The sequence below is a fragment of the Streptomyces sp. x-80 genome, from assembly GCF_046549095.1.
GTDB lineage: Bacteria > Actinomycetota > Actinomycetes > Streptomycetales > Streptomycetaceae > Streptomyces > Streptomyces celluloflavus.
Genome location: NZ_JAJPWM010000016.1, coordinates 65368 through 87575, shown reverse-complemented (window position 1 = coordinate 87575; position 22208 = coordinate 65368). Strand labels below are relative to the sequence as shown.

Below are 22208 nucleotides of genomic sequence, written 5' to 3'. Positions count from 1 at the left end.
TGATGGCAAGCAGCGGCGGTGCCGACACCGGTACCCGCGACGACGTGGACCCCACGCACCTGCGCGAGGCGCTGGGGCAGTTCGCCAGCGGGGTCACCGTGGTGACCACCGCGACGGGCGAGCAGGACGATCTCGATGCGCACGGCATGACCGCGAACGCGTTCACCTCGGTGTCGCTGGACCCTGCGCTGGTGCTCATCTCGGTCTCCAACGCGGCGACCACGCACCGGCGGATAGCCGAGAGCGGCCGCTACGGGATCTCCGTTCTCAGCGCGGACCAGAAGTCGCTCTCGGAGCATTTCGCGGGGGGTGCGCAGCGGCCCGATCTGGTCCGTTTCGTCTGGCGTGACCGGCTTCCGCTCGTGGCGGGTTCGCTGGTGCAGCTGACCTGCACGGTGCGGCAGTCCCATCTGGCGGGCGACCACACCGTGTACATCGGGGCGGTCGACGGGCTCTGGAACGCTCCGGGGTCTCCCTTGGTGCGCTACGGTAAAAAAATGTACATATTAGACATTTCTTGCCAGGACGGGCCTTCCGCTCCGAGCCGTGCGGAGGACGCCTTGAACGGTGGACAGATGGGACGGCCTACCTATGCCCGTTGACCTCGGTTCCAGGTCGTGGGAGCAGTTGTTCGCCCGGCATGTCGCCGGTGACACCGGTGACGAGATCACCGCGATCCTCGACCAGGCCGGCAGCACCGATGCGATCGCCCTCTCCGGCGGGTTCCCGCACCCGGACACCTTTCCCCGGGCGGCGCTGGCGGAGAGTTTCCCGCGGGTGATCGGCGACCCCGCCGCGCTCCAGTACGGCCCCACCGCCGGGCTGCCCGGACTGCGGGACTGGTTCGCGGGCCGGCTCGGCGCCCAGGAGGGCGTCCGGCCCGGGGACGGCGAACTCATGATCACCAGCGGCGGGATGGAGGGCCTGGGGCTCATCACCCGGTGTCTGCTGGACACCGGTGACCGCGTCGTGGTGGAGGGCCCCACCTTCTTCGGCGCCCTCGTCGGGTTCCAGCGGGCACAGGCGCAGGTCGATGCCGTACCGGTCGACGCCGAGGGCCTGGACGTGCCCGCGCTGGAGCGGCTGTTGCGCGAGCGCCCCGGAGCGGCGCCCAAGCTGGTGTACGTCATTCCCGACCACCAGAACCCGACCGGTCTGAGCCTGTCCGTCGAGCGGCGCCGGGCACTGGTCGCGCTCGCCCGCCGGCACGGGATGCTCATCGTCGAGGACGTCGCCTACCGCGAGCTGGGGTTCGACGGCGAACTGCGGCCGAGCCTGTGGGCGCTGGCGCCGGATGTGGTGGCCCAGGTGGGCACCTTCGCCAAGACGTTCACCCCCGGTATCCGGATGGGCTGGATCGCCGCGCCGGCCCCGCTCGTCGCGCAGCTCGTGCGGGCCAAGCAGAACACCGACCAGTGCACCGGCGCGCTGGGGCAGTTGCTGTTGGAGGATTACGGGCGCTCGGGGCGGTTCGACCAGGGCATCGCCTTCTCGCGGACGTTCTACCGCGCGCGGCGCGACCTCATGACGGCCGCGCTGAGCGCCCATCTGCCCGAGGGAATGCACTTCACCCGTCCCGGCGGCGGCTTCTTCAGCTGGGTCACCGCGCCCGGCCAGGTAGACACCGTGGCGCTCCAGTCCCGTGCGCTGGCCGAGAAGGTCACCTACGTACCGGGGCGGGCGTTCTATCCGGACGCCCGGGGCGGCAACGAGCTGCGCCTGGCGTTCAGCCGCGTTCCCGACGAGAAGATATCCGAAGGGGTGCGCAAGCTCGCGGGGGTGCTCGCGCAAGCGGCCGGTCTGCGCGGCGCACGGTAGGCACAGCAGGATGAATCGAGAGGTGCACGAGGTGCAAACCGTCTACAACGAGCTCGTCCGGCCGCCCAGGGGCGTGATCGAGGCGTTCCACGAGGTGCTGCTGGCGGAGTACAGCCCGAGCTGTCTGGTCGCCGACGCCCAGGAGCGCGTCGGCGCGATCGGCGGTCTGCGGTCGGTCAAGCGGGAGCACCGGATCATCGGTCCCGCGCTGACCATCGACCTGCCCGAGGACGACCTGGTCGACATCCTGCCGGTGCTGCCGACGGCACAGCCCGGTGACGTCATCGTGCTGGCCTGCCACGGCAACACCCGGATGGCGATGTGGGGCGGGCTGATGGCGACGCTGTCGCAGATGGCGGGTATCGCCGGCGCCGTGGTCGACGGCGCCGTCCGCGACGTCGACGAACTGCGCGATCTCGACTTCCCGATCTGGTACCGGACCACCATGCCCCGCCGCTGCCCCGCGGCCGCCCCGGCCGACGGCCGGCCCGTGCAGGTCAATGTGCCCGTCGTGATCGACGGCGCGGTCATCGAGCCGGGCGACATCATCGTGGCCGAGGAGAACGGCGTCGGTGTGGTGCCGCCCGCGCTCGCGGACGAGGTGCTGGCGGCGACGCGGCAGCTCCTCGCGAAGGAGAGCGTCATCCGCGACAAGATCAACGACGGCGCGACGCTGAACCAGCTGCTGGCCGAGTTCGGATATCTGTGATCACACGCTGTTCACCCACCGGTCACCGCATCCGCCGGCACGCCTCGCGCGGGGCTCCGCATCTGGCCAAGTCGGCTGGTATCACGTGCCGCTGGCGCTTGCCGGGATGTAACGTGCTGCCGGGTGGAGGGACCTGACCGCAGGTCAACCGGGATGTCGGCGGGGAGCGGATGCACGGCACAGGCAGCATCGGGGTGTCGCCCTGTCGCGGCCGCCGGCATCCGTACATCCGCCCGTCCACCGGCGCGCAGCAGCCCGCCCGGCCGCCCTATGCGGACCGGGAGCACCCCTCGCCCGCTGCCCGCTTCAACCATGCTTGAGGAGATGACATGACGGTTAGCCTGACCGCTGACAGCGCAGGGTCGGTAGACGGCTTCAAGGTCGCCGATCTCGCGCTCGCCACGCTCGGCCGTAAGGAGATGACGCTCGCCGAGCACGAGATGCCCGGACTGATGGCGCTGCGCAAGGAGTTCGGTCCGCAGCAGCCGCTGGCCGGCAAGCGGATCGCGGGCTCGCTGCACATGACCGTGCAGACGGCGGTGCTCATCGAGACGCTGGCGGCGCTCGGCGCGGACGTCCGCTGGGCCAGCTGCAACATCTTCTCCACCCAGGACCAGGCCGCCGCCGCGGTGGTCGTGGGCCGCGACGGCACCCAGGACAATCCGCAGGGCAGCGCGGTGTTCGCCTGGAAGGGCGAGAACCTGGAGGAGTACTGGTGGTGCCTGGAGCAGACGCTCACCTGGCCGGACGGATCGGGGCCGCACTCCATCGTCGACGACGGCGGTGACGCGACGCTGCTGGTGCACCTGGGCGTCCAGCACGAGGCCGCGGGAGCGGTGCCCTCCCCCGGCGAGGACGACGCGGAGGAGTACCGGATCCTCCTGGACACGCTGCGCCGTTCGCTGGCCGACAACCCCTCGAAGTACACCGAGATGGCCAAGGCGATCGTCGGCGTCACCGAGGAGACCACCAACGGCGTCAACCGGCTCTACCAGCTGGCCCGGGACGGCGAGCTGCTCTTCACCGGGATCAACGTCAACGACTCCGTGACCAAGAGCAAGTTCGACAACAAATACGGCATCCGGCACTCGCTGGTCGACGGCATCAACCGGGCCACGGACGTGATGATCGCCGGCAAGCTCGCGGTGATCTGCGGGTACGGCGATGTCGGCAAGGGAGCCGTCGAGTCGCTGCGCGGCCAGGGCGCCCGGGTGGTCGTCACCGAGGTCGACCCGATCTGCGCGTTGCAGGCCGCGATGGACGGACTGCGCGTGATGGCGCTCGACGAGGTGCTCTCGACGGGCGACATCTTCATCACCACGACCGGCAACCGGGACATCATCATGGCCGACCAGATGGCCAAGATGAAGCACAACGCGATCGTCGGCAACGTCGGGCACTTCGACAACGAGATCGACATGGCCGGTCTCGCCAAGATTCCCGGCATCAAGAAGGTCGAAATCAAGCCACAGGTGCACACCTGGACGTTCCCCGAGGGGAAGTCGCTCATCGTGCTGAGCGAGGGCCGGCTGCTCAACCTGGGCAACGCCACCGGGCACCCGAGCTTCGTGATGTCGTGCTCGTTCTCCAACCAGACGATCGCCCAGATCGAGCTGCACACCAAGACCGGGGAGTACGCGGCCGAGGTCTACACGCTGCCCAAGCACCTCGACGAGAAGGTCGCCCGGCTGCATCTGCCCGCGCTCGACGCCACGCTCACCACCCTCACCAAGGTGCAGGCCGATTACATCGGTGTCGATGTGAAGGGGCCGTTCAAGCCGGATCACTACCGTTACTGAGCCCTTGTCCGGCCGTAGGTGAGGTACCGACGCCGTACCGAATGCCCCGTTCCCGGCATGTCCGGGAATTGGGCATTCAGTTGTTCGATACATCCCCCCTACGGGGGGCTGCTCTGTTAAAGTACGAAGAACGCACACAGCGGCGAAACGGGGGGAATTCCAGAGTAGCTGTAGACAATTACCCAACGGGGAGATATCGCCGAAGCGGCGATCTTTTGCATCGAATTGTGTGACCAGCGATTCACCTGCCGGCGCACACCCCGCACGGTGAGGCCCCGCCGTCGTCCTGTCTGCACGGATCCGTCCGCAGTGGCGTTGCCCGCCGTGGCCGGTTCCGGCGCGCGGGCGGGTGTCCGCCCCCGGCGGCGTCACCTGTGCGCCCGTCTCAACGAGTTGCCCCCGGCCCTGCCGCACGCCGTAGCTGTCGGCATATGCAGCCCACCCCTCGTGTGTCGTCGACGGCAGCAGTGGCCGCACCAGCTGACCGAAGGAACGTCCATGTTCAACCTTGCCCGCGCCCGTGCCAACGGCAACCGCTATCTGCTCCTGCTCGGCGCCGACATCCTGTTACGCGAGCGGGCCATCGTCTCGGCGCTGCGCACCTATCCGGGACCGGTGATCGGGATGAGCCAGGCGCCGGCGTCGGACAGCGCCAACCGGTTCTTCGACCATGTGCTCAGGGCCGACTACTACGACGCCGCCGAAGCCCTCGCCGCGGTCGAGGCGTTCGAGCGGGAGAGCGGGCTGACGCCGGACGCGGTGGTCCCCGTCATCGAGATGACGGTGCACGTCTCGGTCGCCGTCGCCCGCCACTACGGCCTGCCCACGCTGTCGGACGAGTGCCTGGCCCGGTCCCGGGACAAGCACACGATGAAGGTCGCGTTCGAGGAAGCCGGGGTGCCCTGCGCCCGGCACCGGCTGTTCAGCACACTGCCCGAACTGCGGGACGCCGCCGCCGAGCTGACCTACCCGCTGGTGCTCAAGCCGCGGGACTTCGCGGGAAACGTCGGCACCGTCAAGGTGAACGGCCCCGGTGAACTGCCCGCGGCCTTCGACTACTGCCGCGAATCGCTGCTGGAGATCGCCCCCACCTACGATTTCGCCGACGGCCGCTACCAGGCCGAGGAGTTCTTCGCCGCCACCCATGAGGTCTCCGTGGAGGTCGCCAACCACAAGGGCGAGCGCGCCGTGGTGGCCGTGACGGACAAGTCCAAGGCCGGCGCCCCGTACTTCACCGAAAAGGGCCAGCTGGTACCCAGCGCCGACTCCGGCAACCAGACGCTGCGCCAGGTGGCGCTGGACGCGTGTGCCGCACTCCTCATCGACCACGGCCTGGCCCATGTCGAGGTCCTGGTCAACGGGGACGAGCTGAGCGTGGTGGAGGTCGCCCCCCGCCCCGGCGGCGACGGGATCATGGACCTGATCGACCGGGTCTACGGTTTCAGCCCCTACGACGTCCACATCGCCTCCTACCGGGGCACCCTGGACCGGCTGCCGAAGTTCCCCACCGAGGCGCGGGGCATCGGCGCGACCGCCTTCCTCAAGGCGCCCGAGGGCACCGTCGCCGAGGTCCACCCGGTCAAGGACCTCAGCGACCAGGAAGTGGGCCTCTACACGACGGCCGAGGCCGGCGACTGGTCCCGGCCCCTGACGTCCTATCTGGCCCGGGACGGGGTGCTGGAGTGCTTCCGCAGCGGGCAGCCGGGCGAGCGGCCCGACCCGCACGCCTTCCGGGCCGCGGTGGACGAACTGGCCGGGACCCGCACCGAGCAGCTCTTCACCGTGACCCGGCCGGGCTCCGGGGCGGTGCCCGAGGAGGCCGGGTCGTGACTGCCCGCCAGGCCGGGCGCCGGCCGGTCCTCCGAACGGCGCGGCCGTGCCCGCGCCCGGGGTCCGGCGGGCACCCGCACAGCGTGCCGACGGGAAGCCGCCGGACATGTTCCTGAGCACCCTGCGCACCGTCCGCGGGCTCAACCGCGATCTGCGGACCCTGTTCGTTGCGACGCTGGTGTTCCGGGCGGGCACGATGGCCTTCCCGTTCCTCGCCGCGTATCTGCTGGGGCAGCACCGGTACAGCGCGGCCGAAGTGGGCGTGGTGGTCGGCGCGTTCGGCGTGGGGGCACTGCTCGCCGACCTCTCGGCCAGCGTGTTCCTCGGCCGGATCCGACCGACCCTGGTGATGGTGGCGGGGTCGGTCGTCTACGCGGCCGTCCTCACCGTCGTCCCGCTGCTGTCGGGAGTGGTGCCGCTGGTGGCCGCGGCCCTGCTGTGGGGCATGGCGTACGAGATCTACACGCCCGCTGCGTACTCGCAGGTCGTCGCCAGTTCGCCGGCGGACGAACGGAAGATCGCCTTCTCCTGCAACCGGCTGGCGATCAACCTGGGCATGGGCGTGGGGCCGGCCGTCGGCGGTCTGCTGTTCGCCGTGGCCCCGCTGGCGCTGTTCTACGTCAACGCGGTGTGCGTGCTGGTCGCGGCGGCCGTCCTGTGGGCGCGCAAGCCGTCGGGCGCGCCCGAGCGGGGCCAGGCCGGTGAGCGGGGGCGGCTGGTCTCGTCCACCGCGCACGGCGAGATGCGGTTCTGGACGATCTTCTGCCTGGCCCTGCCGGTGCACGTGGCGTACGCGCTGCCGCCGATCCTGCTGAGCGTCTATGTCATCGAGGGGCTGGGGCTGCCCGCGTACTGGGCCAGTGCGGTGTTCGTCGTCAACGCGGTGGCGATCGTGCTCTTCGAAGTGCCGTTGAACAAGGCGATGTCGGGGATGTCGCACGCGCGGTCGCTGCTGATCGGGTTCGGTCTGGCCGCCGCCGGTTTCACGCTCATGGGCCTGACCGCCAACGGTTTCCTGCTGGCGCTGGTCACCCTGCTGTGGACCGGGGGCGAGATGATCGTCTTTCCCGCGCTGCTCAGCTATGTCAGCCATCTGTCCGACCGGTCGGTGGCCGGCCGCAACATCAGCCTCTACTCGGCCGGCGCCAACATCGGGTTCATCGCCGCACCGCAGATCGGCGTGGCGCTGTCCGCCAAGGGGGCGCCCGGCACCCCGTGGCTGGTCGCGGGCCTGACCGTGGGCGCCGCGTTCGGGCTGCTGCTCGGGGCCCGCTCCAGCACCCGGACCTGGTGCCCCGAGGAGCCGCCCCAGGTGCAACGGCCGCAGCGGGAGGACGCCCCGGTCGGCTGATCCGCGCCCCGCCGCCGCCTGCGCAAGGAGGCCGCCTCTCCCCGTACGTCCCGTTCCCGCCAGCGCGATTCGAAGATCACTGGGCTGTCGCCGGTGCTGTCGGGTGCGGGGCGGGGAGGGAGGTGCGGGGGCGGCTGCGGGGCGTCGGCCGGTCCGGGTGAGGCCGGGGGTGCGGCGTGCGGCGGCGCCGGGCGGCCGGGTGCCGTCGGCGCCGGGCGGCCTGGTGGTGCCGTCGGCCGGCCCGCCGCGGGAGCGTTCGGTGCCGGGCCGCCCGGCCTGGTGGGCGCCGGTCCGGCCGGCGCCCCGGGCTGTCGGGCCGTGCCGGTCCGGTGGGCGGCCGGGTCAGTGGGCGGCCTGCCGTAGCCGGTGGGTGAGGGTGTGCCACGGGCGGCAGTCGACGACGGGCAGGGCGTGGAGCGCGGCCTGCTGGGCGAGCCACCGGGAGTACCGGGCGCTGACGTCCGCCCGTCGGCTCTGCGTACCGTTCTCCGGTTCGCGGTCGGCGTAGTTGGCGGTGATCTGGGCGGCGTCGTCCTCGTGGAGGAAGACCGCCCGCACGGTCCGGCCCGCGGCGGCGCCCTCCTTCCTCGCCCGTACGGCGGCGGCCGGGGTGAGGTAGTCGCCCTCGATCACCGCCGCCGTGTCGACGGTCAGGCGGTTGCGGACGACGCCGAGCAGGGCGGGTTCCAGGGCGTCGGCGGTGGCGATCTGCAATTCCACCACCCGCTCGGGGTCGAGGCGGGTGGGGTCGGGGACGGCGTCGAAGTGGTGCAGGCCGGGGTGTTGTCCGGCGCTGGTGATGCTCTGGACGGCGCTGACCACGTCGTCGAACTCGACGATGAACGCCCCTGATTCCCGGGCCAGTTGTGCGGCCGCCCGGCTCTTTCCTATGCCGGAGGCTCCGCCGAGAAGAAGTACGTCCCACTCTGTCCTGGTCACGGCCCGACCGTAACGCACCGCCGCGGACCGCCCCGGGGCCGGGTGCGCCGACGTCGGTCGCGGACGGCGGCGGCCGCGGCGGGGCGTGCGACGATGCCTCATGCTTCTCGTCTTCTTCGGCCCGCCGGGCGCGCTGGTGCTGATCGCGGCCGTGTCCGGGCTGGTCGCGCACGCCGTACGCAGGATCCGGGAGGGGTGCGCGCCGCGGCTGGCGAGTCCCCGGCCGCTGGGGCTGGTGTCGGTGGCGGCGCTGAGCGCCGCCGTCCTGGTCTTCGGTTATGCGGAGGCGCTCTACTCGCCCGGGTTGTACGGGGACAAGACCTGTCTGGCCCGGATGGGCGTCAGGGCCCATCCCCAGTCGTCGGGCCACTTTCCGCTCAGCACGGTGTGCAGCGGCGTGGAGATCGTCCCGGCCTGGGTCAACCCCGCGCTGACCGCTATGGCCGTGCTGGCGGTGCTGACGCTGGTGGCCGTGCCCGTCGCGTACGTGGTGCGCCGGCTGACCGCGGCGCCGGTGTGCGGCGGGTGAGTCGCCGTCACCGCGGTGCGGCGCCCCGGAGCGGCCGGGGGCGTCCGTGCCGGCCGCGGTGCGAGGGCCGCTCCCCGCCGTGGTCCGCCTCAGGCCGGTGGCGGTGCGGCGGCCGGCAGGGGGCCGGCGGGTGTGTGCAGCCCGGTGATGACCATATGCGTCAGCAGGTCGTAGCTCTCGTCGAGTTCCTCGGGGAGCTGGAAGGCGCCTTGGGCTTCGAGGGCCGCGAAGCCGTGGAGGACCGCGCGCAGGCAGCGGACCGCGTGGATCGCCGCGGAGTCCGTCAGGCCGTAGGCCCGCAGGGTGGCGAAGAGGATGTCGAGCAGCCGCTTGCCGGCCTCGGCCGTCCGTGGTTCGGGGCGGTGCAGGAGTGCGGCGTAGCGGTGCGGGTGGTGGCGGGCGTAGTGGCGCCAGGCCGTCATGAGGGCGCGGATCGCCTCGTCGGCGGAGCGGCCGAGCACGGCCTGGCCGACCTGGTCCGCGATGTCGTTCATGATCCGCGCCGACATGAGGTCGCGTAGTTCGGCGAGGTTGCGTACGTGCTTGTAGAGGGAGGGGGTGGCCACGCCCGCCCGGCCGGCCACCGCCGACAGGGTCAGGGCGGCGGGGCCTTTCTCGTCGAGGAGTTGCAGTGCGATGTCGACCACGGCGTCCGTGGAGAGCGCTGCCCTAGCCACGTACGCCGGCCTTGAGGAAGGCCAGGATGGCCGTGGTGACTTCGGCGGGGAACTGGGCGTGTGCGTAGTGGCCCGCACCCTCGATCATCTGGAGCCGGCCGAGTCCCGCGGGCATCTGCGCCACGATGGCCTCGCCCTCGGCCCGGGGGTCGGGCCAGTCGGGGTCGAGGGTGCCTTCGATGACCAGGGCGGGGCACCGGATGTCGGCGAGCCTGGCGCCCGCGTCGGTGGGTGCGGACATGCCCATCTTGGCGACGACGGCCATCCGGCCCGGCCGGCGCAGGTCGGCGTCGAGGGCGGCGATACGGTCGGCGAAGCCGGCGGGCCGGGGGCCCGGGTGGGCGTGGTCGAGGTAGCGCTTCCACAGTCCGACGCTGCGCAGCAGTCCGGCGCCCATCAGGAGCGTCATGCCCTTGCGGTAGCGGGGGTGGGAGACCAGGGCGCCCAGGCCGGTCTGCTGTGCGCGGGTGAACGGGCTGATCTCGACGAGGGCGCTGACCAGTTCGGGTTCCCGGGCCGCGGCGATGGTGGCGGCGCCGCCGGCGAAGGAGTGGCCGACGAGGACGGCGGGGCCGCCCAAGTGCCGGATGAGAGCGAGCAGATCGTCCGCGGCGTCGGTGCGGGTGTAGGAGGGCCAGCCGGTGCTGGACTCGCCGTGTCCGCGCTGGTCCATGGCGGCGACCCGGAACCCGGCCGCCACGAGGCGGGCGGCCACCTCGTCGTAGGCGGCCCGGTTGTCGCCCATGCCGTGGGCGAGCACGATCAGCGGGCCCTCGCCCGTCACGTCGTAGGCGAGCTGTCCGCCGTTGGCCGTCAAGAAGTGCGTCATGCCGTCCCGTCCCCGAAGAGTTAATGTCTGTAGCCATGAAGCTAATGCCATTAGCTTGATGCGTCAAGGCGGCCGCCTCCCGCCTCCGCTCCCCCATCGCCCGTTCACCCACGGTGACCGCGACGGGGGCCGGGGCCAGGCGGGAACCCCGAACCCACGCAGTCGAGTTGACATCCGCACCAGGTGCTGCAATATGAACAGGAGGTCGTTTTACGGCCTCAATGTACGTCGATAGCGGCATATGGGTGTTCCCGGAAGGTGTCCGTCTTCACCACCCAGCGTGAATGCCGGCGGGCCCGGTCTGTTCGTCTTCGAGGGCCCGCACGGTGACCGTCGCTCGCAGTCGAGCCACCGGCCGCAGCCGCCCGCCGGCGCCGCGTGACAGCGATCAACTCCGCCGGCGCCGCATCAGTGGCTCCGCGTCCGGCCCACGGCACAGCGCCGAGGAGCCGGCGCCGTGCTGCCCGGCACTTCCGCCGGGCCGGCCACCCGTGCCCTGTCGGCGTGCTCCGACAGAAGGGCAACTGACCATGAGCCTCTCCCGACGTCCGGGAAGTCCCGCCGGCACGACGCGGGCCGACGGGACGTCTCCGTACCCCGCCCGCCCGGCGCTCTGGGACATGTGGCCCGGCCGGGCGTGGCGTCCCTCGTTCCCGCGCATGCTGACAGCGCTCCGCCTTGCCCTGGCGACGGTGTATGTGTGGTTCGGGGTGCTCAAGCTCGTCGGCTCCAGCCCGGTCGGCACCCTGGTCAGGGCCGCGCTGCCGTTCCCGGCCCCGGCGTGGTTCATCCCCGCGCTGGGCGGTGTCGAGATCTCCATCGGCGTGCTGTTCGCCCTCAACCGGTACCTGCCACAGCTGCTGCCGGTCTTCGCCGCCCATATGGCCGGCACCTTCTCCCTTCTGGTCACCGCCCCGCACCTCGCCTTCCAGAACGCCAATCCGCTGCAACTGACCGCGACGGGCGAGTTCGTCGTCAAGAACCTGATCCTGCTCTCGGCCGGGGCCCTGGTCGCGGCGGCCGCGGGCCGCACCACGGCCGCCGGCGCGCAGGCAGCCCGCTCGGACCACCTTCCGGTGCCGCAACCGCACGCGGAACCGGAGCCGTTGGCGGAGCGGCACTGCTCGTACGGGCCCACGGCCTGCCCGGACTGCGGCGCACCGGCGGTGGAACGCCGGCACCCGGCCGGACCGGCGGGCGCCGCCGAGGCCGGCGCCTGGTGGTGCCGCGGATGCGGACTGCGTTTCGCGGTACGCCACCACGTACAGCGGGTGCCCGGCACCGGCCGCACTCCCCCGGCCGCCCCGGCCCGCCGCCGCCGGCTGCCCGGCGCCCACCGCCGAGGAGAGGCCCGGCGGCGTCGCAGCCCCGTGGAAGCGGAAGCGGAAGAGAGCTGACGCGGCTGCCGGGGATCGGTGAACTCCCCGGTCATGGTGGGGAGTTGCCGGTCAGGGCGTAGGAGCGGGCGGGACGCGGGCGCGTGGGGCGAGGTCCGGGCGGCGTCGGCGGGTGCGCACCGGCGCCGCCGACGGCTGTCGCCCGCCGGAGCCCCTGCGCTCGGGCGGGTGGTCACTCGGCGGCGGCCGCGAGGAGGGCGGGCGAGGCGAGCACGCGAACACGGCAGCGGGCCGGGCAGCCCTGGTAATGCGGACGGCGCGGGCCGTCCGTGCCGGCGACCGTGTCGCGCCGCGCCGCGTTTCCGCCGGGCGCGGCGCGGCACGCGTCCGTACGGGCCGCCGGGACGTGCTCGTCGCGGTGCGCCGGGGTGCGCTCGTCGCGGTGCGGCTCGTACGGCGCGCGCGGCATCGTCGGGCGCCCGGTTCCGAGGCGCCCGACAGCCCTCCCCGTCGGGACCGGGCGGGACCTGGATCAACTGCCGTGCAGTCCGGCGGCGGCCGCGTGGTCCGGGGCCGGACGCCGCCAACGGTTTCGCCGCCGTCCTTCGTCCGCGTGGCGCGCCAGCGCGTCGCGGGGAGTGCCGCCGTGGGTGCGGCACGGTAGGGGGGTGCGCCCTCCTCTTCTTCTTCCTGCCGTCGCGGTGACCCTGCTGATCGCCACCGCCGGCTGTGTGTCCGTACCGGCCGGCGGACCGGTGCGCGCGCCCGTCCTGGCCCCTGACGGACGTACGGTCGCGCCGGTGTGGCCCTCCCCCGCGGTGACGCCGCGTCAGGAACAGCCCCGGGAACAGCTGGTGACGGTGCGCGGTCTGCCGGAAAAGCCGGTGCGGTCGCCGAAGGCGGGCACTGCGCGGGGAGTGCGGCCGGTGCGCGCTGTGCCGCCGCGGCGGCGGGAGCGGCCGCCCCGGCGGGTGTGGCCGTCCGGCGCTCGGGCGGCGGTCCGGTCGCCGGCGCCGGCGCACACGGTGCGGCGGGACCGTCACGGTGTGCCCGTACTGCCGTGGCCGCGGGCGTCGGCCGATGCCGGGGCGGTGTGCCGGATGGCGTCCGGGCAGGTCCGCGGGGAGCTGCTGCGCATCTGCCGCCAGATGTTCGGCGGCTGAGCGCCCGGCACCGGGCAGTCGGCGCGGGGCGGTCGGCACCGGGCAGTCGGCGCGGGGCGCGGCCCGGGGCGCGCGCGACCGGGTACTGAGTACCCGTCCCCTCGCTGCTGAGTAGCTGTCCCGATGCCGGGGCGCGCCGCCCCGGCCAGGCTGACGGCCATGACGACACCCGCCCCTCCGCCCGCCCCGACGCCCGCCCCGGCAGCCGGCTCTGCCACCGTCGGCCCGTTCGCGCCCTCCCCGGCGGCCGTGCGGGTGTCCGCCGCCCTCGGCCTGCTCGCGCTCGTGCTCGCCTACGGGGTGTGGCTCCTCGTCGTCCTGCACCAGGCGTACCGCGGCGACGGCACGAGCGGGCCGCTGGTGGATGCGTCCCTGTGGTCGATGAAGCTGTCGGCCGTCGTGGGCGTCGTGGCGCTCGCGCTGCCCCGCACCGTGCTCGGCCACGCGGCACGGGTCAGGGCGGTGTGGGCGCAGTACGCCCTGGCTGTCGCCGGGCCGGTACTGGCCGCCGTCCACTTCGGCTGAGGGCGGCGGCAGGGCGGCGGCTGACGGCTGCGTGCGCGCGAAGTACGCGGCCCCGTCCGCGGGTTGTCTTCTTTACTTCCCTGTCCCGTTCAGGCGGCCGTCGGCATCGGGCTGTTGCCGCTCTTGGCAGGCGGTCGGGCTGTCGGGCGGTCGGGCTGTCGGCGGGACGGCCCGCCCCGGGGGCGGTGTGCTATCGCGCCGGTGCGCCGGCCTCTTCGCGGCTTGCCGCGTAGTACTCCCGGAGGATCTTGGCCAGATCGGGGATGTGCCGGGAGAGGAAGAGCAGTTCCGGCGGGGGCGTGAACTCCGGGTCGATCTCCTCGGCCCAGCTCAGGGTGGCCGGGCGCAGGTCGTTCTCGATCCATCCGTGCCACTCGACGGGGAGTTTCCAGTCCTGTTCGTAGCCGATCGCGATCGTGTGGTGGACGACGTCCTCCACGATGCGTTCGCGGCTCCACGCCTGGAGGGGCGGCCGTACGGGGGTGAAGGAGGCCAGTGCGGTCCGGGGTGCCTCGCCCAGGATCCGGGCCGTCATCTCCTGGGCCAGCAGCGGCGACAGGTGCAGGCCGTCCCGGTAGGTTCCGGTCATGATCCACAGGCCGTCCATGCCGCCGGCGCCCAGCAGGGGGAATCCGTCCACGGAGACCGGCCGGTTTCCGACCTGGACCTTGGCGACGTGGCTGTCCCAGAGGTTGCGCCGGACCTGGCGGTGGGCGCACTGGAGCAGGAAGACCAGGTCCCGCATCTCGGCGATGTCGCGCGGTGCGGAGGAGATGACGTTGGTGGCGCCGAGGTAGACCTCTCCCTGGCTTCTGGGCAGGACGTGCAGTCCGCAGGCGAAGGAGCGGTTGGGGGTGCGGATGACGCTGCGCGGCGAGGTGCCGTCCACGGTCTTGACGAGGGCCGAGACGCCGTAGCCGCTGACCAGTTTGGGGATGCGCGGGCCGACGGGCAGGGTGTCCAGCAGTGCCTGGGTGCGGGCGCCGGCGGCCAGCACCACCTGGCCGGCGCTGATGCCCTCGCCGTTCGCCAGGGTGACGCCGGTGACCCGGTCGCGGTCGTGGGCGACCGCGGTCGCGAGTTCGGTGATGACCGTGCCGCCGGCCTTGGTGAACGCGGATTCCAGCCGCTCCATGAGGGCGACGGGGTTCACGGCGTGCTCGCCGGGGATGTGGAACGCCTTCAGCGGGCGGGAGATGGGGTCGCCTGTCCACCCAGTCGAGGTCGGCCGGGTCCACGTCGTGGAACGGTTCGGCGTAGCGGACGAGTTCGGCGCGGATGGCGGCGAAGTTGGCGTCGTCGATCTCGGGGATGCCGATGGTGTTGAGGATGACGGTGGTTCCGTCGGCCGTCTTGATGCTGTCGCCGCCGCCGGTCTCCTCGTCGAGTTCGGCCAGCCCCTACGGTGCCGCCTGCGCCGCCTACCTCCTGGCCGCGCCGGCGGCGACGGCGCTGGTCCGCCGCCGCACTGCCGCCCAAGGAGTTGACGTGACGTCAAAGGGCTGAGTGCGACGGGCCCGCAGGCGGCGCTGACGGGCCGGGAGGAGGAGGTGCTGCGACTGATGGCCACCGGCCGGCCTGTCCAACCCGGAGATCGCAGAGTCGTGCAGGGTGAGCCTGGAGACGGTGAAGACGTACGTCGGGAACGTGCTGACCAAGCTCGACGCACAGAACCGGACCACGCGGTGGTGATCGCGTACGCAACCGGCCTGATCGTGCCCGCGGTCGCGGGCTGACGCGACATCAGGTGGCCTGACCCGGCCTGCCGGTGCCGCTGAACCAGCGTCCGGAGCAGTCCACGCTCGGGACACCTCCGCACCCCGGGGGCAGGCCCGGCTATGGGAACTTGGGGAGTTACCCGCCCTCGCCAGCGGGAGAAGTCGGCCGTGCAGGAGTTTCGGGAGGCCCCGCCGTTGTCCTGGCCCTCCTCGGCACCACCCTGTGCAAGCAGTGCGCGCACCGGTCGGCCCGGCTATGCGGTGTTCCCGTCGCCGGGCGGGTTGCCGGCTGCCGCGCGGGCAGTGACCAGGCCCGATTCGTAGGCCGCGATGACCGCCTGGGCACGGTCACGGACGTCGAGCTTGCCGAAGATGCTGGTGATGTAGTTCTTGACCGTGGAGACGCTGATGTCCAGGTCGTGGGCGATCTCGGCGTTGTCGAGACCGGTGGCCATCAGACGCCACACCTCGACCTCCCGGGGTGTGAGTTCGCCAAGGTCGGTGGGGAGTGGCTGCGACGCGCTGTGAGGGGCCCGTACGTAGGTGGAGATCAGCTGGGTGAGCAGGCGCGGCGCGACGACGGCCTCCCCTGCGTGGACGGTGCGGATCGCCGCGCTCAGGTCCTCCGGCGAGCTGTCCTTGGGCAGGAACCCGCAGGCTCCGGCGCGCAGGGCACCCACGACGTACTCGTCCATGTCGAAGGTGCTGAGGGCCAGGACCCGGCAGCCGGGCACGGTGGCGGCGAGTTCCCCGGTCGCGCCGACCCCGTCGAGGACGGGCATCCGGATGTCCATCACCACGACGTCGGGGCGCAGCCGACGGGCGAGAGTGACGGCCTGGGCGCCGTTCTCGGCCTCTCCCACCACCTCGAAGGACGGGTCGGGGGAGAGGATCAGCGACAGGCCGCGCCGGACCAGCGGCTGATCGTCCACGATCAGCACCCTGATCCTCGGTGTGTTCGGCCGGGTCCCGGTCATCGGTGTGCCCCCTCGTGCTGGACGGCCGCCTCGTCCGTGGTCAGCGGCAGGTCGGCCACTACTGCGAACCCCCCATCGGCCTGCGGGCCGACGGTGAGGGTGCCGCCGTGCAGGGCGACGCGCTCGCGCATGCCGATCAGGCCGTAACCGCCCGAGCCCACCGACGACGCCCCCTCCTGCGGCGGTGTGCTCCCACCGTCGTCCCGCACTTCGACGGTGACCCGATCCTGACCATACGCCAGCCGTACGGACGCGCAGGCAGGCCCCGCGTACTTACGGGCGTTGGTCAGGGCCTCCTGGGCGATCCTGAACACCGTGAGGCCGACGGTCGGCGGCAGCGGGCGCTGCGGCCCGTGGACGCTGAACTCGGTCGGCAGTCCGGCAAGACGGGACTCGGCCACCAGACGGTCGAGGTCGTCGACGCCCGGCTGGGGCTGCGACGGCGCGGCCTCCACTTCGTCACCGGCCCGCAGCACGTCCAGGAGCTGGCGCATCTCGCGCAGGGCGAGCCGCCCGGAGGATTCCAGGGTGACCAGGGCGTCCCGGACCACCTCCGGTTCGGCGAGGTTGGCCCGAGCTCCACCTGCCATCAGCTGCATGGTGGTGATGTGGTGGGCCACGATGTCGTGCAACTCCCGTGCGATGCGGCGGCGTTCGTCGGCCAGCGCACGGTCGGCGAGGAGTCTGCGGTTCGCCGCCACCTCCCGCTGCCAGCGGTTGACCGCCATGGCGGTGCCGACGACTATCAGGGTAGAGAGGGGCGAGGCAATGGCGTCCTGCCAGGTCGGAATCCGGCCGTGGCTCTGGCTCAGCAGCGTCAGCGACACCGCCGCGGCGGCCGCGACCGCCGTCACCCGGCCGGTGCAGGCCCTGGCGACCGAGTACAGGGCGACCAGCAGGACGGCACCGAAGTGTCCGGGCAGCGGCGCGGTCAGGGTGGCCGTCGTATCGAGTGCCAGTACGGCAGCGAGCACCACCACCGGGTAGCTGCGCCGGGCCAGCAGCGGCAGGGCTGCCAGCGCAACGAGGAGGAACCCGGCCACGTTCACGGCGTACCGGCCATCGGGGTCGTCGAAGAACACGTAGCTGAGCAGGTTCATCGCGCAGGCCCCGCCGGTCACGAGTGCGTCGTTGCGGGTCCACGGCAGCCCGGCGCCGGCGCTCTCGACGCCCAGCGGCTTCCGGGCATCGTCGGGCCCGATGTGTCGGCGCCTGCGCATGTCTGTTCTCCCTGTGTCCGGCCTCCGGGCCTCCAGTACAGAGTTTCACAGCAGCCGCGGTGGCAGCACCGGCGGCGGCAGCACGCGGCCCGCGACCAGGACCGGGACCAGGACCAGGGTCCTGGTCCCTGGCCGGGGCAGACCCCAGGTCCCGGGTCCGGATCATCCGCTGCCATGACGCTTGCCGGCCCCTCCCGGTGATGGTCTGGAGACCGGCCGGGAGCCCCCGGCAGACGTCCGCATGCAAGTCCGTCCGCCGGAGGACATCGTGATCCGCGCCCTGACCGGCTACTCCACCAGACACCCGTGGAAGGTCATTGCCCTCTGGGCGGTGCTGGGTGCCGTGCTGAGCGCCCTGGCCCCGACACTGATCGGCCGCGTCACCCAGAACCAGACCGGGGATTTCCTGCCCAGGAGCTACGACTCGGCCGCCGCGCTGGAGATCGCCGAGGAGCAGTTCGGGGTGAACCCCAACGCCACCACGGTGACGATGCTGGTCGCCCGGTCCGACGGCAAGGCTCTCGGCGCCGCCGACCAGAAGCGGGTTGAGGCCGAGGCGGCGAAGCTGGCGCAGCGCCGGGTGATGATGCCCAGGGAGGACGACAGGCCGAAGTTTCTGGTCCCGGACCGTTCCCAGACGCCCGGGATCGCCCCGGCGATGGTGGCGCCCGACCGGAGTTTCGAGCTGCTCTCCGTCGAGCTGATCGGGAACCGTACGGACAAGGGGGTCCAGGGCGTCTACCGGGCCTTCCGGGACGCCGCCCGGACGCAGTTCTCCGAGGCGGGGATGCGCACCGGCTTTACCGGGAGTCTCGCTGACACTGTCGACACCACCGATTCCCACGAGACCGCCGCGAAGGTCGGGGGCGCCCTCCTCATGGGGCTCATCCTGCTGATCAACGTGCTGGTGTTCCGCAGCGTGCTGGCGGCCCTGCTGCCGCTGGTCGCGGTCGCCATGATCATCGGCGTGGCAGGGGGAGCCATCGCGGGTGCCGCGATACTCACCGGGCGCAAGCTCGACGCGGGCACCCCTGATCTGATCAGCGTGGTCCTGCTCGGTATCGGCATCGACTACCTGTTGTTCCTGCTGTTCCGCTTCCGCGAGCAACTGCGCGCCCGGCCGGAGCAGTCCGCCCGCGAAGCGGCCGGGCAGGTCTCGGGCCGGGTGGGCACCGCGATCACCTCGGCGGCGCTGACCATCGTGGCCGCGTTCGCCACGCTGGGCGTGGCGACCTTCGGGCAGTTCCGCTCGCTGGGTCCCGCGATCGCCGTCGCGGTCCTGGTGATGCTGCTCGGCAGCCTCACCCTGCTGCCGGCGCTCCTCGCGTCCGCCGGGCGCAAGATGTTCTGGCCCTCCAAGGCCCTTGGCCACGAGCCGAGCGAGGGCCGTGCCGCCCGCTTCGGGGCTCTGGTCGCACGACGACCGCTGACGATGGTGGTCGCCTCCGTCGCCCTGCTTGCCGCGCTGGCCGCCGGGCTGATGGGGATCCGCATGGACTACGGTCAGGGCGACGCCGCTGCCGAAACCCCTGCGGCGGCTACCGCGACCGAGATCTCCCGTGCGCTGCCGGCCGGAGTTTCGGACCCGACGAGCGTCTTCGTCACCGCCGCTGACGGCGGCACCCTCACCGCAGGCCGGCTCGACGGCCTCTACCGTGCCCTCACCCAGGTCAAAGGCGTGGGCCAGGTCGCACGGACCGTCCTGAACAAGGACCACCGCGCCGCCCGGATCGACCTCTACCCGACCGCAGACCCGCAGAGCCAGCAGGCCCGCGACCTGGCCTCCGGACCCGTGCGGGCAGCGGTCGCCCAGCACACACCCGCCGGAACGACGGCACATGTGGGCGGAACGGCGGCGATCTCCGCCGACATCTCCACCGCCGTCGACCACGACCTGAAGATCGTGTTCCCGGTCGCGGCCGCGCTCATCGCGCTCATCCTCCTGCTGCTCCTGCGCAGCCTGCTCGCACCGGTGATTCTGATGCTCTCCGTCGGACTCGGCTTCGCCGCCACCCTCGGCGCCGCCACCCTGCTGTTCCAGCACGTCCTCGGTAAGCCGGGCGTCAACTTCTCCCTCCCGCTGGTGCTGTTCCTGTTCGTCGTAGCACTGGGCACCGACTACAACATCCTCATCAGCGACCGGATCCGGGAGGAAATGCAGCGGCCGGGCCCGGCCCGCGCCGCCGTGGCCCGCGCGGTACAGCACACGACACCGGCCATCGCGACGGCCGGGCTGGTCCTTGCCGGCTCCTTCGCCTCGCTCGCCACGACCCCGGGCAACGAACAGATCGCCTTCGCGATGACGCTCGGCATCCTGCTCTCCGCGCTCGTCCTTTCGCTGGTGCTGGTCCCCGCCCTCACAGCGCTCCTCGGACGGAGCGTCTGGTGGCCGGTCCGCCCACAGCCCGCCAAGGGTGGCCAACCGCGGCACCGCGCGAACGCACCTGCCCCGGAACCCGACCGGGTCACGGCGTACTGACTGAGCAACTCAGGTGGCCGGTGAGCACTTCATCCCCGGACACCGCCTTCCGCACCACGACCGTATCCACCAGCCCAAGGAGACCTGTGACCATCCTCAGCCCCACCGCGCGGCGCGCCTCCGCCGCGAGCCTCGCTCTCGCCGCCTGCTTCACCACTTCCCCCGCCCTGGCCTCAGCTTCAGAGGCCCCCGCCAAGAACGGCACCGCAGCCGGGCTCGACCAGTACTACCGGCAACACCTCGGCTGGGGCAGCTGCGTCACGGGCCCCGTCGACACGACGGGCCGCGATCTGGACAAAGCCGGTGTGCAGTGCGCGGACGTCACCGTGCCGCTGGACTACGCCCGCCCCGCGGGGCGCACGATCACCGTCGCGATATCCCGGCTCAAGGCCACCGACGCCCGCCACCGCATCGGCTCGATCCTGCTGAACAACGGCGGGCCGGGCGGACCCTCGGTCCAGTCACCGCCGGACGTCCGCAAGGCGATGAAGGACGTCGGTGCGCGCTACGACATCGTCGGCTTCGACCCACGCTTCGTCGGCCGCAGCACCCCACTGGACTGCGGCTGGCCCGTCGGCACGTCCTGGTTCTCGGCCGGCGCCGGTCGGGCGGGCTTCGACCGCCAGGTCGTCCTGCAGAAGAGCCTTGCCGACAAGTGCCGCGCCGCCGACGCCTCAGTGCTGCCGTACATCAGCACCCGCAACACGGCCCGTGACATGGATGTCGTCCGCGGCGCGCTCGGCGAGCGGAAGATTTCCTATCTCGGCTACTCGTACGGCACCTACTTGGGCACGGTCTACACCCAGATGTTCCCCGGCCGCTACGACCGCGTCGTGCTCGACGGCGCGGTCGCCCCCGCCGACTACGGTCCCCGCCTGACGAAGGGCACCGAGCGCGCGAGCGAGAAGGCGCTGTCCGCCTGGGCCGCGTGGGCGGCGGACCGCGACGCCGCGTACGGCCTCGGCCGCACCCGCGCCCAAGTGCTCACCACCGTCGACCGCGTCCTCAGGGCGTCCGCCCGCGGCCCGTTGACCGTCGGCACCGGCTCGGACGCCTTCCGGATCGACGACACCCAGGTGCCGGTCCTCCTCTACTCCGGCATCGGAGACGACACCGACCCGACCCGGGCGTTCCTCGCCGAGCAGCTGGCCGTGCTGAGCAGGGCCGCACGGGGCACGGCGCCGGCGCCGCTCTCGCCGGAGTTCGCCGCGACGCTCCGGTACCTACTGCACGGTGCGGCCGAACCGTCGGGGGTCCAGGCCGCGGTCCTCTGCGGGGACGTGGCCGCCCCGCGCGACCCCGAGGTCTACTGGCGCGACATCGAACGTAGCCGGGCCGCGCACCCGGTGTTCGGTCCGATGACCAACAACATCGGCCCCTGCGCCTTCTGGGACCGCCCCCGCGAGGAACCCACCCGGGTCCGCCGCGACGCCCCGGTACTGATCGTGGCCGCCACCGGCGACCCGCGCACCACCTACAAGAGCAGCGTGACCCTGCACGAGCAACTGCCCGGCTCCAAGCTGCTCACCCTCAAAGGCGCCAACCGACACGCCCTCTTCGGGCGCTACGGCAACGCCTGCGTGGACGACGAGGTCAACAGCTACCTGGCTACCGGCAAACTGCCGACGAAGAATCAGACTTGCGTCAAGCGGGCCGGTGAGGCGTCTTCGTAGGGCAGGAGCCCTCGCCTTGGCCGGCCTGCCGGTGTTCGGCGCTCTTGAGTTCATCGCGGGCGCCCGCTACGTCGCTGTCAGCTTCCGCCGGGGCGTTGGCGGCCGCACTCGCCCGGCACTCTTCGCGACGCATCGGCTCCCGGCGCTCACGGGTCAGCACCATGTACGCCGCGCTGCCGACGGTCAGGGCGGAGGCCGCGCCGGTCCCGCCGGTCTCCAGCGCGGCCAGGGCCGTCTCCCGGTTCTCCCACAGCTCCTGGACGGTCTGCACGGTGGCGTCCAGGTCCCGGGTGGACAGGTAGCCGGTCTCCACCATGCCTGTCCCGAGGGCGAGACGGAAGGACAGACGGCGCCACCCGGCCTTGTAGGAGCGGCGCCGTACGCGGCCCTCCGCCTTCGGCAGGACGCGGTTGCCCGAGCGCCAGAACGTCGCGTCGGTCCGCTTCACGCCGTCCAGGTTCCGGCCGGCCAACATCCTGTCGATCCCGAACGCGAGGGATTCGGCGGTCTCTTCCACCTGCTTGTCGAACTTCGTCTGTGCCATGGCCGTGCCCTTTCGGTGTGCGTCCGGGCACCTCACCCCAGAAGCGGACACCCCTGTCCATGCGGGTCCGCCTGTGGACAGAGTTCGCTGA

21 protein-coding genes and 1 pseudogene are annotated in these 22208 nt (G+C 72.1%); 14 read left to right on the top strand and 8 right to left on the bottom strand.

Annotation, left to right across the window (positions count from 1 at the left end; all coding sequences use genetic code 11):
- Window positions 1-2: 2 nt before the first annotated feature.
- The 6 genes from ACLJWH_RS28670 to ACLJWH_RS28645 all read left to right on the top strand — a co-directional run bounded on the left by ACLJWH_RS28670 (window position 3) and on the right by ACLJWH_RS28645 (window position 7507).
- On the top strand, window positions 3-602 hold the full coding sequence (locus ACLJWH_RS28670) for a flavin reductase family protein (RefSeq protein ID WP_411144675.1): 600 nt from the start codon (window positions 3-5) through the stop codon (window positions 600-602).
- Window positions 592-1818 (top strand): PLP-dependent aminotransferase family protein, encoded by a 1227-nt coding sequence (locus ACLJWH_RS28665; RefSeq protein ID WP_411144674.1) that lies wholly within the window; start codon window positions 592-594, stop codon window positions 1816-1818. Before ACLJWH_RS28670 ends, ACLJWH_RS28665 begins: the two co-directional genes overlap by 11 nt.
- Before the next feature lie 10 nt (window positions 1819-1828).
- Entirely contained in the window at window positions 1829-2527 is a 699-nt protein-coding gene (locus tag ACLJWH_RS28660) for an RraA family protein (protein WP_411144673.1), read from the top strand.
- 329 nt (window positions 2528-2856) lie between these two features.
- Window positions 2857-4326 carry an adenosylhomocysteinase gene (gene ahcY, locus ACLJWH_RS28655; RefSeq protein WP_411144672.1) on the top strand — a complete coding sequence of 490 codons (1470 nt, stop codon included), beginning with the start codon at window positions 2857-2859 and terminating at the stop codon, window positions 4324-4326.
- 498 nt (window positions 4327-4824) lie between these two features.
- Window positions 4825-6156 (top strand): acetyl-CoA carboxylase biotin carboxylase subunit family protein, encoded by a 1332-nt coding sequence (locus ACLJWH_RS28650; RefSeq protein WP_411144671.1) that lies wholly within the window; start codon window positions 4825-4827, stop codon window positions 6154-6156.
- A 106-nt stretch (window positions 6157-6262) separates the two neighbouring features.
- The gene (locus tag ACLJWH_RS28645) at window positions 6263-7507 is read left to right on the top strand and encodes an MFS transporter (protein ID WP_411144670.1); all 1245 of its coding nucleotides are present in this window, start codon (window positions 6263-6265) and stop codon (window positions 7505-7507) included.
- Window positions 7508-7849: 342 nt separating this feature from the next.
- Here ACLJWH_RS28645 and ACLJWH_RS28640 read toward each other — a convergent pair whose 3' ends face one another.
- Window positions 7850-8446 carry an AAA family ATPase gene (locus ACLJWH_RS28640; RefSeq protein ID WP_411144669.1) on the bottom strand — a complete coding sequence of 199 codons (597 nt, stop codon included), beginning with the start codon at window positions 8444-8446 and terminating at the stop codon, window positions 7850-7852.
- A 100-nt stretch (window positions 8447-8546) separates the two neighbouring features.
- Between ACLJWH_RS28640 and ACLJWH_RS28635 the strand changes: the two genes are divergently transcribed.
- The gene (locus ACLJWH_RS28635) at window positions 8547-8975 is read left to right on the top strand and encodes a hypothetical protein (protein ID WP_411144668.1); all 429 of its coding nucleotides are present in this window, start codon (window positions 8547-8549) and stop codon (window positions 8973-8975) included.
- An 89-nt stretch (window positions 8976-9064) separates the two neighbouring features.
- On the opposite strand, the gene ACLJWH_RS28630 is transcribed toward ACLJWH_RS28635, so the two are convergent.
- Complete coding sequence (locus ACLJWH_RS28630) at window positions 9065-9652, bottom strand: TetR/AcrR family transcriptional regulator (protein ID WP_411144667.1); 588 nt, start codon at window positions 9650-9652, stop codon at window positions 9065-9067.
- Window positions 9645-10481 (bottom strand): alpha/beta fold hydrolase, encoded by an 837-nt coding sequence (locus ACLJWH_RS28625; RefSeq protein WP_411144666.1) that lies wholly within the window; start codon window positions 10479-10481, stop codon window positions 9645-9647. Before ACLJWH_RS28625 ends, ACLJWH_RS28630 begins: the two co-directional genes overlap by 8 nt.
- Window positions 10482-11140: 659 nt before the next feature.
- On the opposite strand from ACLJWH_RS28625, the gene ACLJWH_RS28620 reads away from it, so the two are divergent.
- Window positions 11141-11878 carry a hypothetical protein gene (locus tag ACLJWH_RS28620; RefSeq protein ID WP_411144665.1) on the top strand — a complete coding sequence of 246 codons (738 nt, stop codon included), beginning with the start codon at window positions 11141-11143 and terminating at the stop codon, window positions 11876-11878.
- Window positions 11879-12050: 172 nt separating this feature from the next.
- On the opposite strand, the gene ACLJWH_RS28615 is transcribed toward ACLJWH_RS28620, so the two are convergent.
- Complete coding sequence (locus ACLJWH_RS28615) at window positions 12051-12287, bottom strand: hypothetical protein (protein ID WP_411144664.1); 237 nt, start codon at window positions 12285-12287, stop codon at window positions 12051-12053.
- Window positions 12288-12486: 199 nt separating this feature from the next.
- Between ACLJWH_RS28615 and ACLJWH_RS28610 the strand changes: the two genes are divergently transcribed.
- Together ACLJWH_RS28610 and ACLJWH_RS28605 are read left to right on the top strand one after the other, a co-directional pair.
- Window positions 12487-12981, top strand: coding sequence for a hypothetical protein (locus tag ACLJWH_RS28610; protein ID WP_411144663.1), 495 nt, complete (start codon window positions 12487-12489; stop codon window positions 12979-12981).
- Window positions 12982-13140: 159 nt separating this feature from the next.
- Window positions 13141-13506 (top strand): hypothetical protein, encoded by a 366-nt coding sequence (locus ACLJWH_RS28605; protein WP_411144662.1) that lies wholly within the window; start codon window positions 13141-13143, stop codon window positions 13504-13506.
- Between the two features lie 190 nt (window positions 13507-13696).
- On the opposite strand, the gene ACLJWH_RS28600 is transcribed toward ACLJWH_RS28605, so the two are convergent.
- A complete protein-coding gene (locus tag ACLJWH_RS28600; protein WP_411144661.1) occupies window positions 13697-14659 on the bottom strand; it encodes an NAD(P)/FAD-dependent oxidoreductase in 963 nt (320 codons plus the stop codon).
- A gap of 176 nt (window positions 14660-14835) precedes the next feature.
- Between ACLJWH_RS28600 and ACLJWH_RS28595 the strand changes: the two genes are divergently transcribed.
- Window positions 14836-15012, top strand: a complete 177-nt coding sequence (locus ACLJWH_RS28595) for a hypothetical protein (protein ID WP_411144660.1) — start codon at window positions 14836-14838, stop codon at window positions 15010-15012.
- Window positions 15013-15023: 11 nt separating this feature from the next.
- Window positions 15024-15242, top strand: a pseudogene (locus ACLJWH_RS28590) (response regulator transcription factor); the annotation flags it as partial.
- Between the two features lie 236 nt (window positions 15243-15478).
- On the opposite strand, the gene ACLJWH_RS28585 reads toward ACLJWH_RS28590, so the two are convergent.
- Complete coding sequence (locus ACLJWH_RS28585) at window positions 15479-16201, bottom strand: response regulator (RefSeq protein ID WP_411144659.1); 723 nt, start codon at window positions 16199-16201, stop codon at window positions 15479-15481.
- Window positions 16198-17421, bottom strand: a complete 1224-nt coding sequence (locus tag ACLJWH_RS28580; RefSeq protein ID WP_411144658.1) for a sensor histidine kinase — start codon at window positions 17419-17421, stop codon at window positions 16198-16200. The genes ACLJWH_RS28585 and ACLJWH_RS28580 overlap by 4 nt, the downstream gene beginning before the upstream one ends.
- Before the next feature lie 241 nt (window positions 17422-17662).
- Here ACLJWH_RS28580 and ACLJWH_RS28575 point away from each other — a divergent pair, with 241 nt between their 5' ends.
- Window positions 17663-19900: an MMPL family transporter gene (locus ACLJWH_RS28575; protein WP_411144657.1), complete on the top strand. Its 2238-nt coding sequence runs from the start codon at window positions 17663-17665 to the stop codon at window positions 19898-19900.
- Window positions 19901-19986: 86 nt separating this feature from the next.
- Window positions 19987-21573, top strand: coding sequence for an alpha/beta hydrolase (locus ACLJWH_RS28570; RefSeq protein WP_411144656.1), 1587 nt, complete (start codon window positions 19987-19989; stop codon window positions 21571-21573).
- Here the strand turns inward: ACLJWH_RS28570 and ACLJWH_RS28565 are convergent.
- A complete protein-coding gene (locus tag ACLJWH_RS28565) occupies window positions 21545-22117 on the bottom strand; it encodes a hypothetical protein (RefSeq protein ID WP_411144655.1) in 573 nt (190 codons plus the stop codon). The two genes, ACLJWH_RS28570 and ACLJWH_RS28565, sit on opposite strands and share 29 nt — an antisense overlap.
- Window positions 22118-22208: the final 91 nt, after the last annotated feature.

Coding starts and splice junctions, on each gene's coding strand:
- ACLJWH_RS28670 (WP_411144675.1), top strand. CDS start 3: ATGGCAAGCAGCGGCGGTGCCGACACCGGTACCCGCGACGACGTGGAC.
- ACLJWH_RS28665 (WP_411144674.1), top strand. CDS start 592: ATGCCCGTTGACCTCGGTTCCAGGTCGTGGGAGCAGTTGTTCGCCCGG.
- ACLJWH_RS28660 (WP_411144673.1), top strand. CDS start 1,829: ATGAATCGAGAGGTGCACGAGGTGCAAACCGTCTACAACGAGCTCGTC.
- ahcY (WP_411144672.1), top strand. CDS start 2,857: ATGACGGTTAGCCTGACCGCTGACAGCGCAGGGTCGGTAGACGGCTTC.
- ACLJWH_RS28650 (WP_411144671.1), top strand. CDS start 4,825: ATGTTCAACCTTGCCCGCGCCCGTGCCAACGGCAACCGCTATCTGCTC.
- ACLJWH_RS28645 (WP_411144670.1), top strand. CDS start 6,263: ATGTTCCTGAGCACCCTGCGCACCGTCCGCGGGCTCAACCGCGATCTG.
- ACLJWH_RS28635 (WP_411144668.1), top strand. CDS start 8,547: ATGCTTCTCGTCTTCTTCGGCCCGCCGGGCGCGCTGGTGCTGATCGCG.
- ACLJWH_RS28625 (WP_411144666.1), bottom strand. CDS start 10,481: ATGACGCACTTCTTGACGGCCAACGGCGGACAGCTCGCCTACGACGTG.
- ACLJWH_RS28620 (WP_411144665.1), top strand. CDS start 11,141: ATGCTGACAGCGCTCCGCCTTGCCCTGGCGACGGTGTATGTGTGGTTC.
- ACLJWH_RS28615 (WP_411144664.1), bottom strand. CDS start 12,287: ATGCCGCGCGCGCCGTACGAGCCGCACCGCGACGAGCGCACCCCGGCG.
- ACLJWH_RS28605 (WP_411144662.1), top strand. CDS start 13,141: ATGACGACACCCGCCCCTCCGCCCGCCCCGACGCCCGCCCCGGCAGCC.
- ACLJWH_RS28595 (WP_411144660.1), top strand. CDS start 14,836: ATGACGGTGGTTCCGTCGGCCGTCTTGATGCTGTCGCCGCCGCCGGTC.
- ACLJWH_RS28585 (WP_411144659.1), bottom strand. CDS start 16,201: ATGACCGGGACCCGGCCGAACACACCGAGGATCAGGGTGCTGATCGTG.
- ACLJWH_RS28580 (WP_411144658.1), bottom strand. CDS start 17,421: ATGCGCAGGCGCCGACACATCGGGCCCGACGATGCCCGGAAGCCGCTG.
- ACLJWH_RS28575 (WP_411144657.1), top strand. CDS start 17,663: ATGCAAGTCCGTCCGCCGGAGGACATCGTGATCCGCGCCCTGACCGGC.
- ACLJWH_RS28565 (WP_411144655.1), bottom strand. CDS start 22,117: ATGGCACAGACGAAGTTCGACAAGCAGGTGGAAGAGACCGCCGAATCC.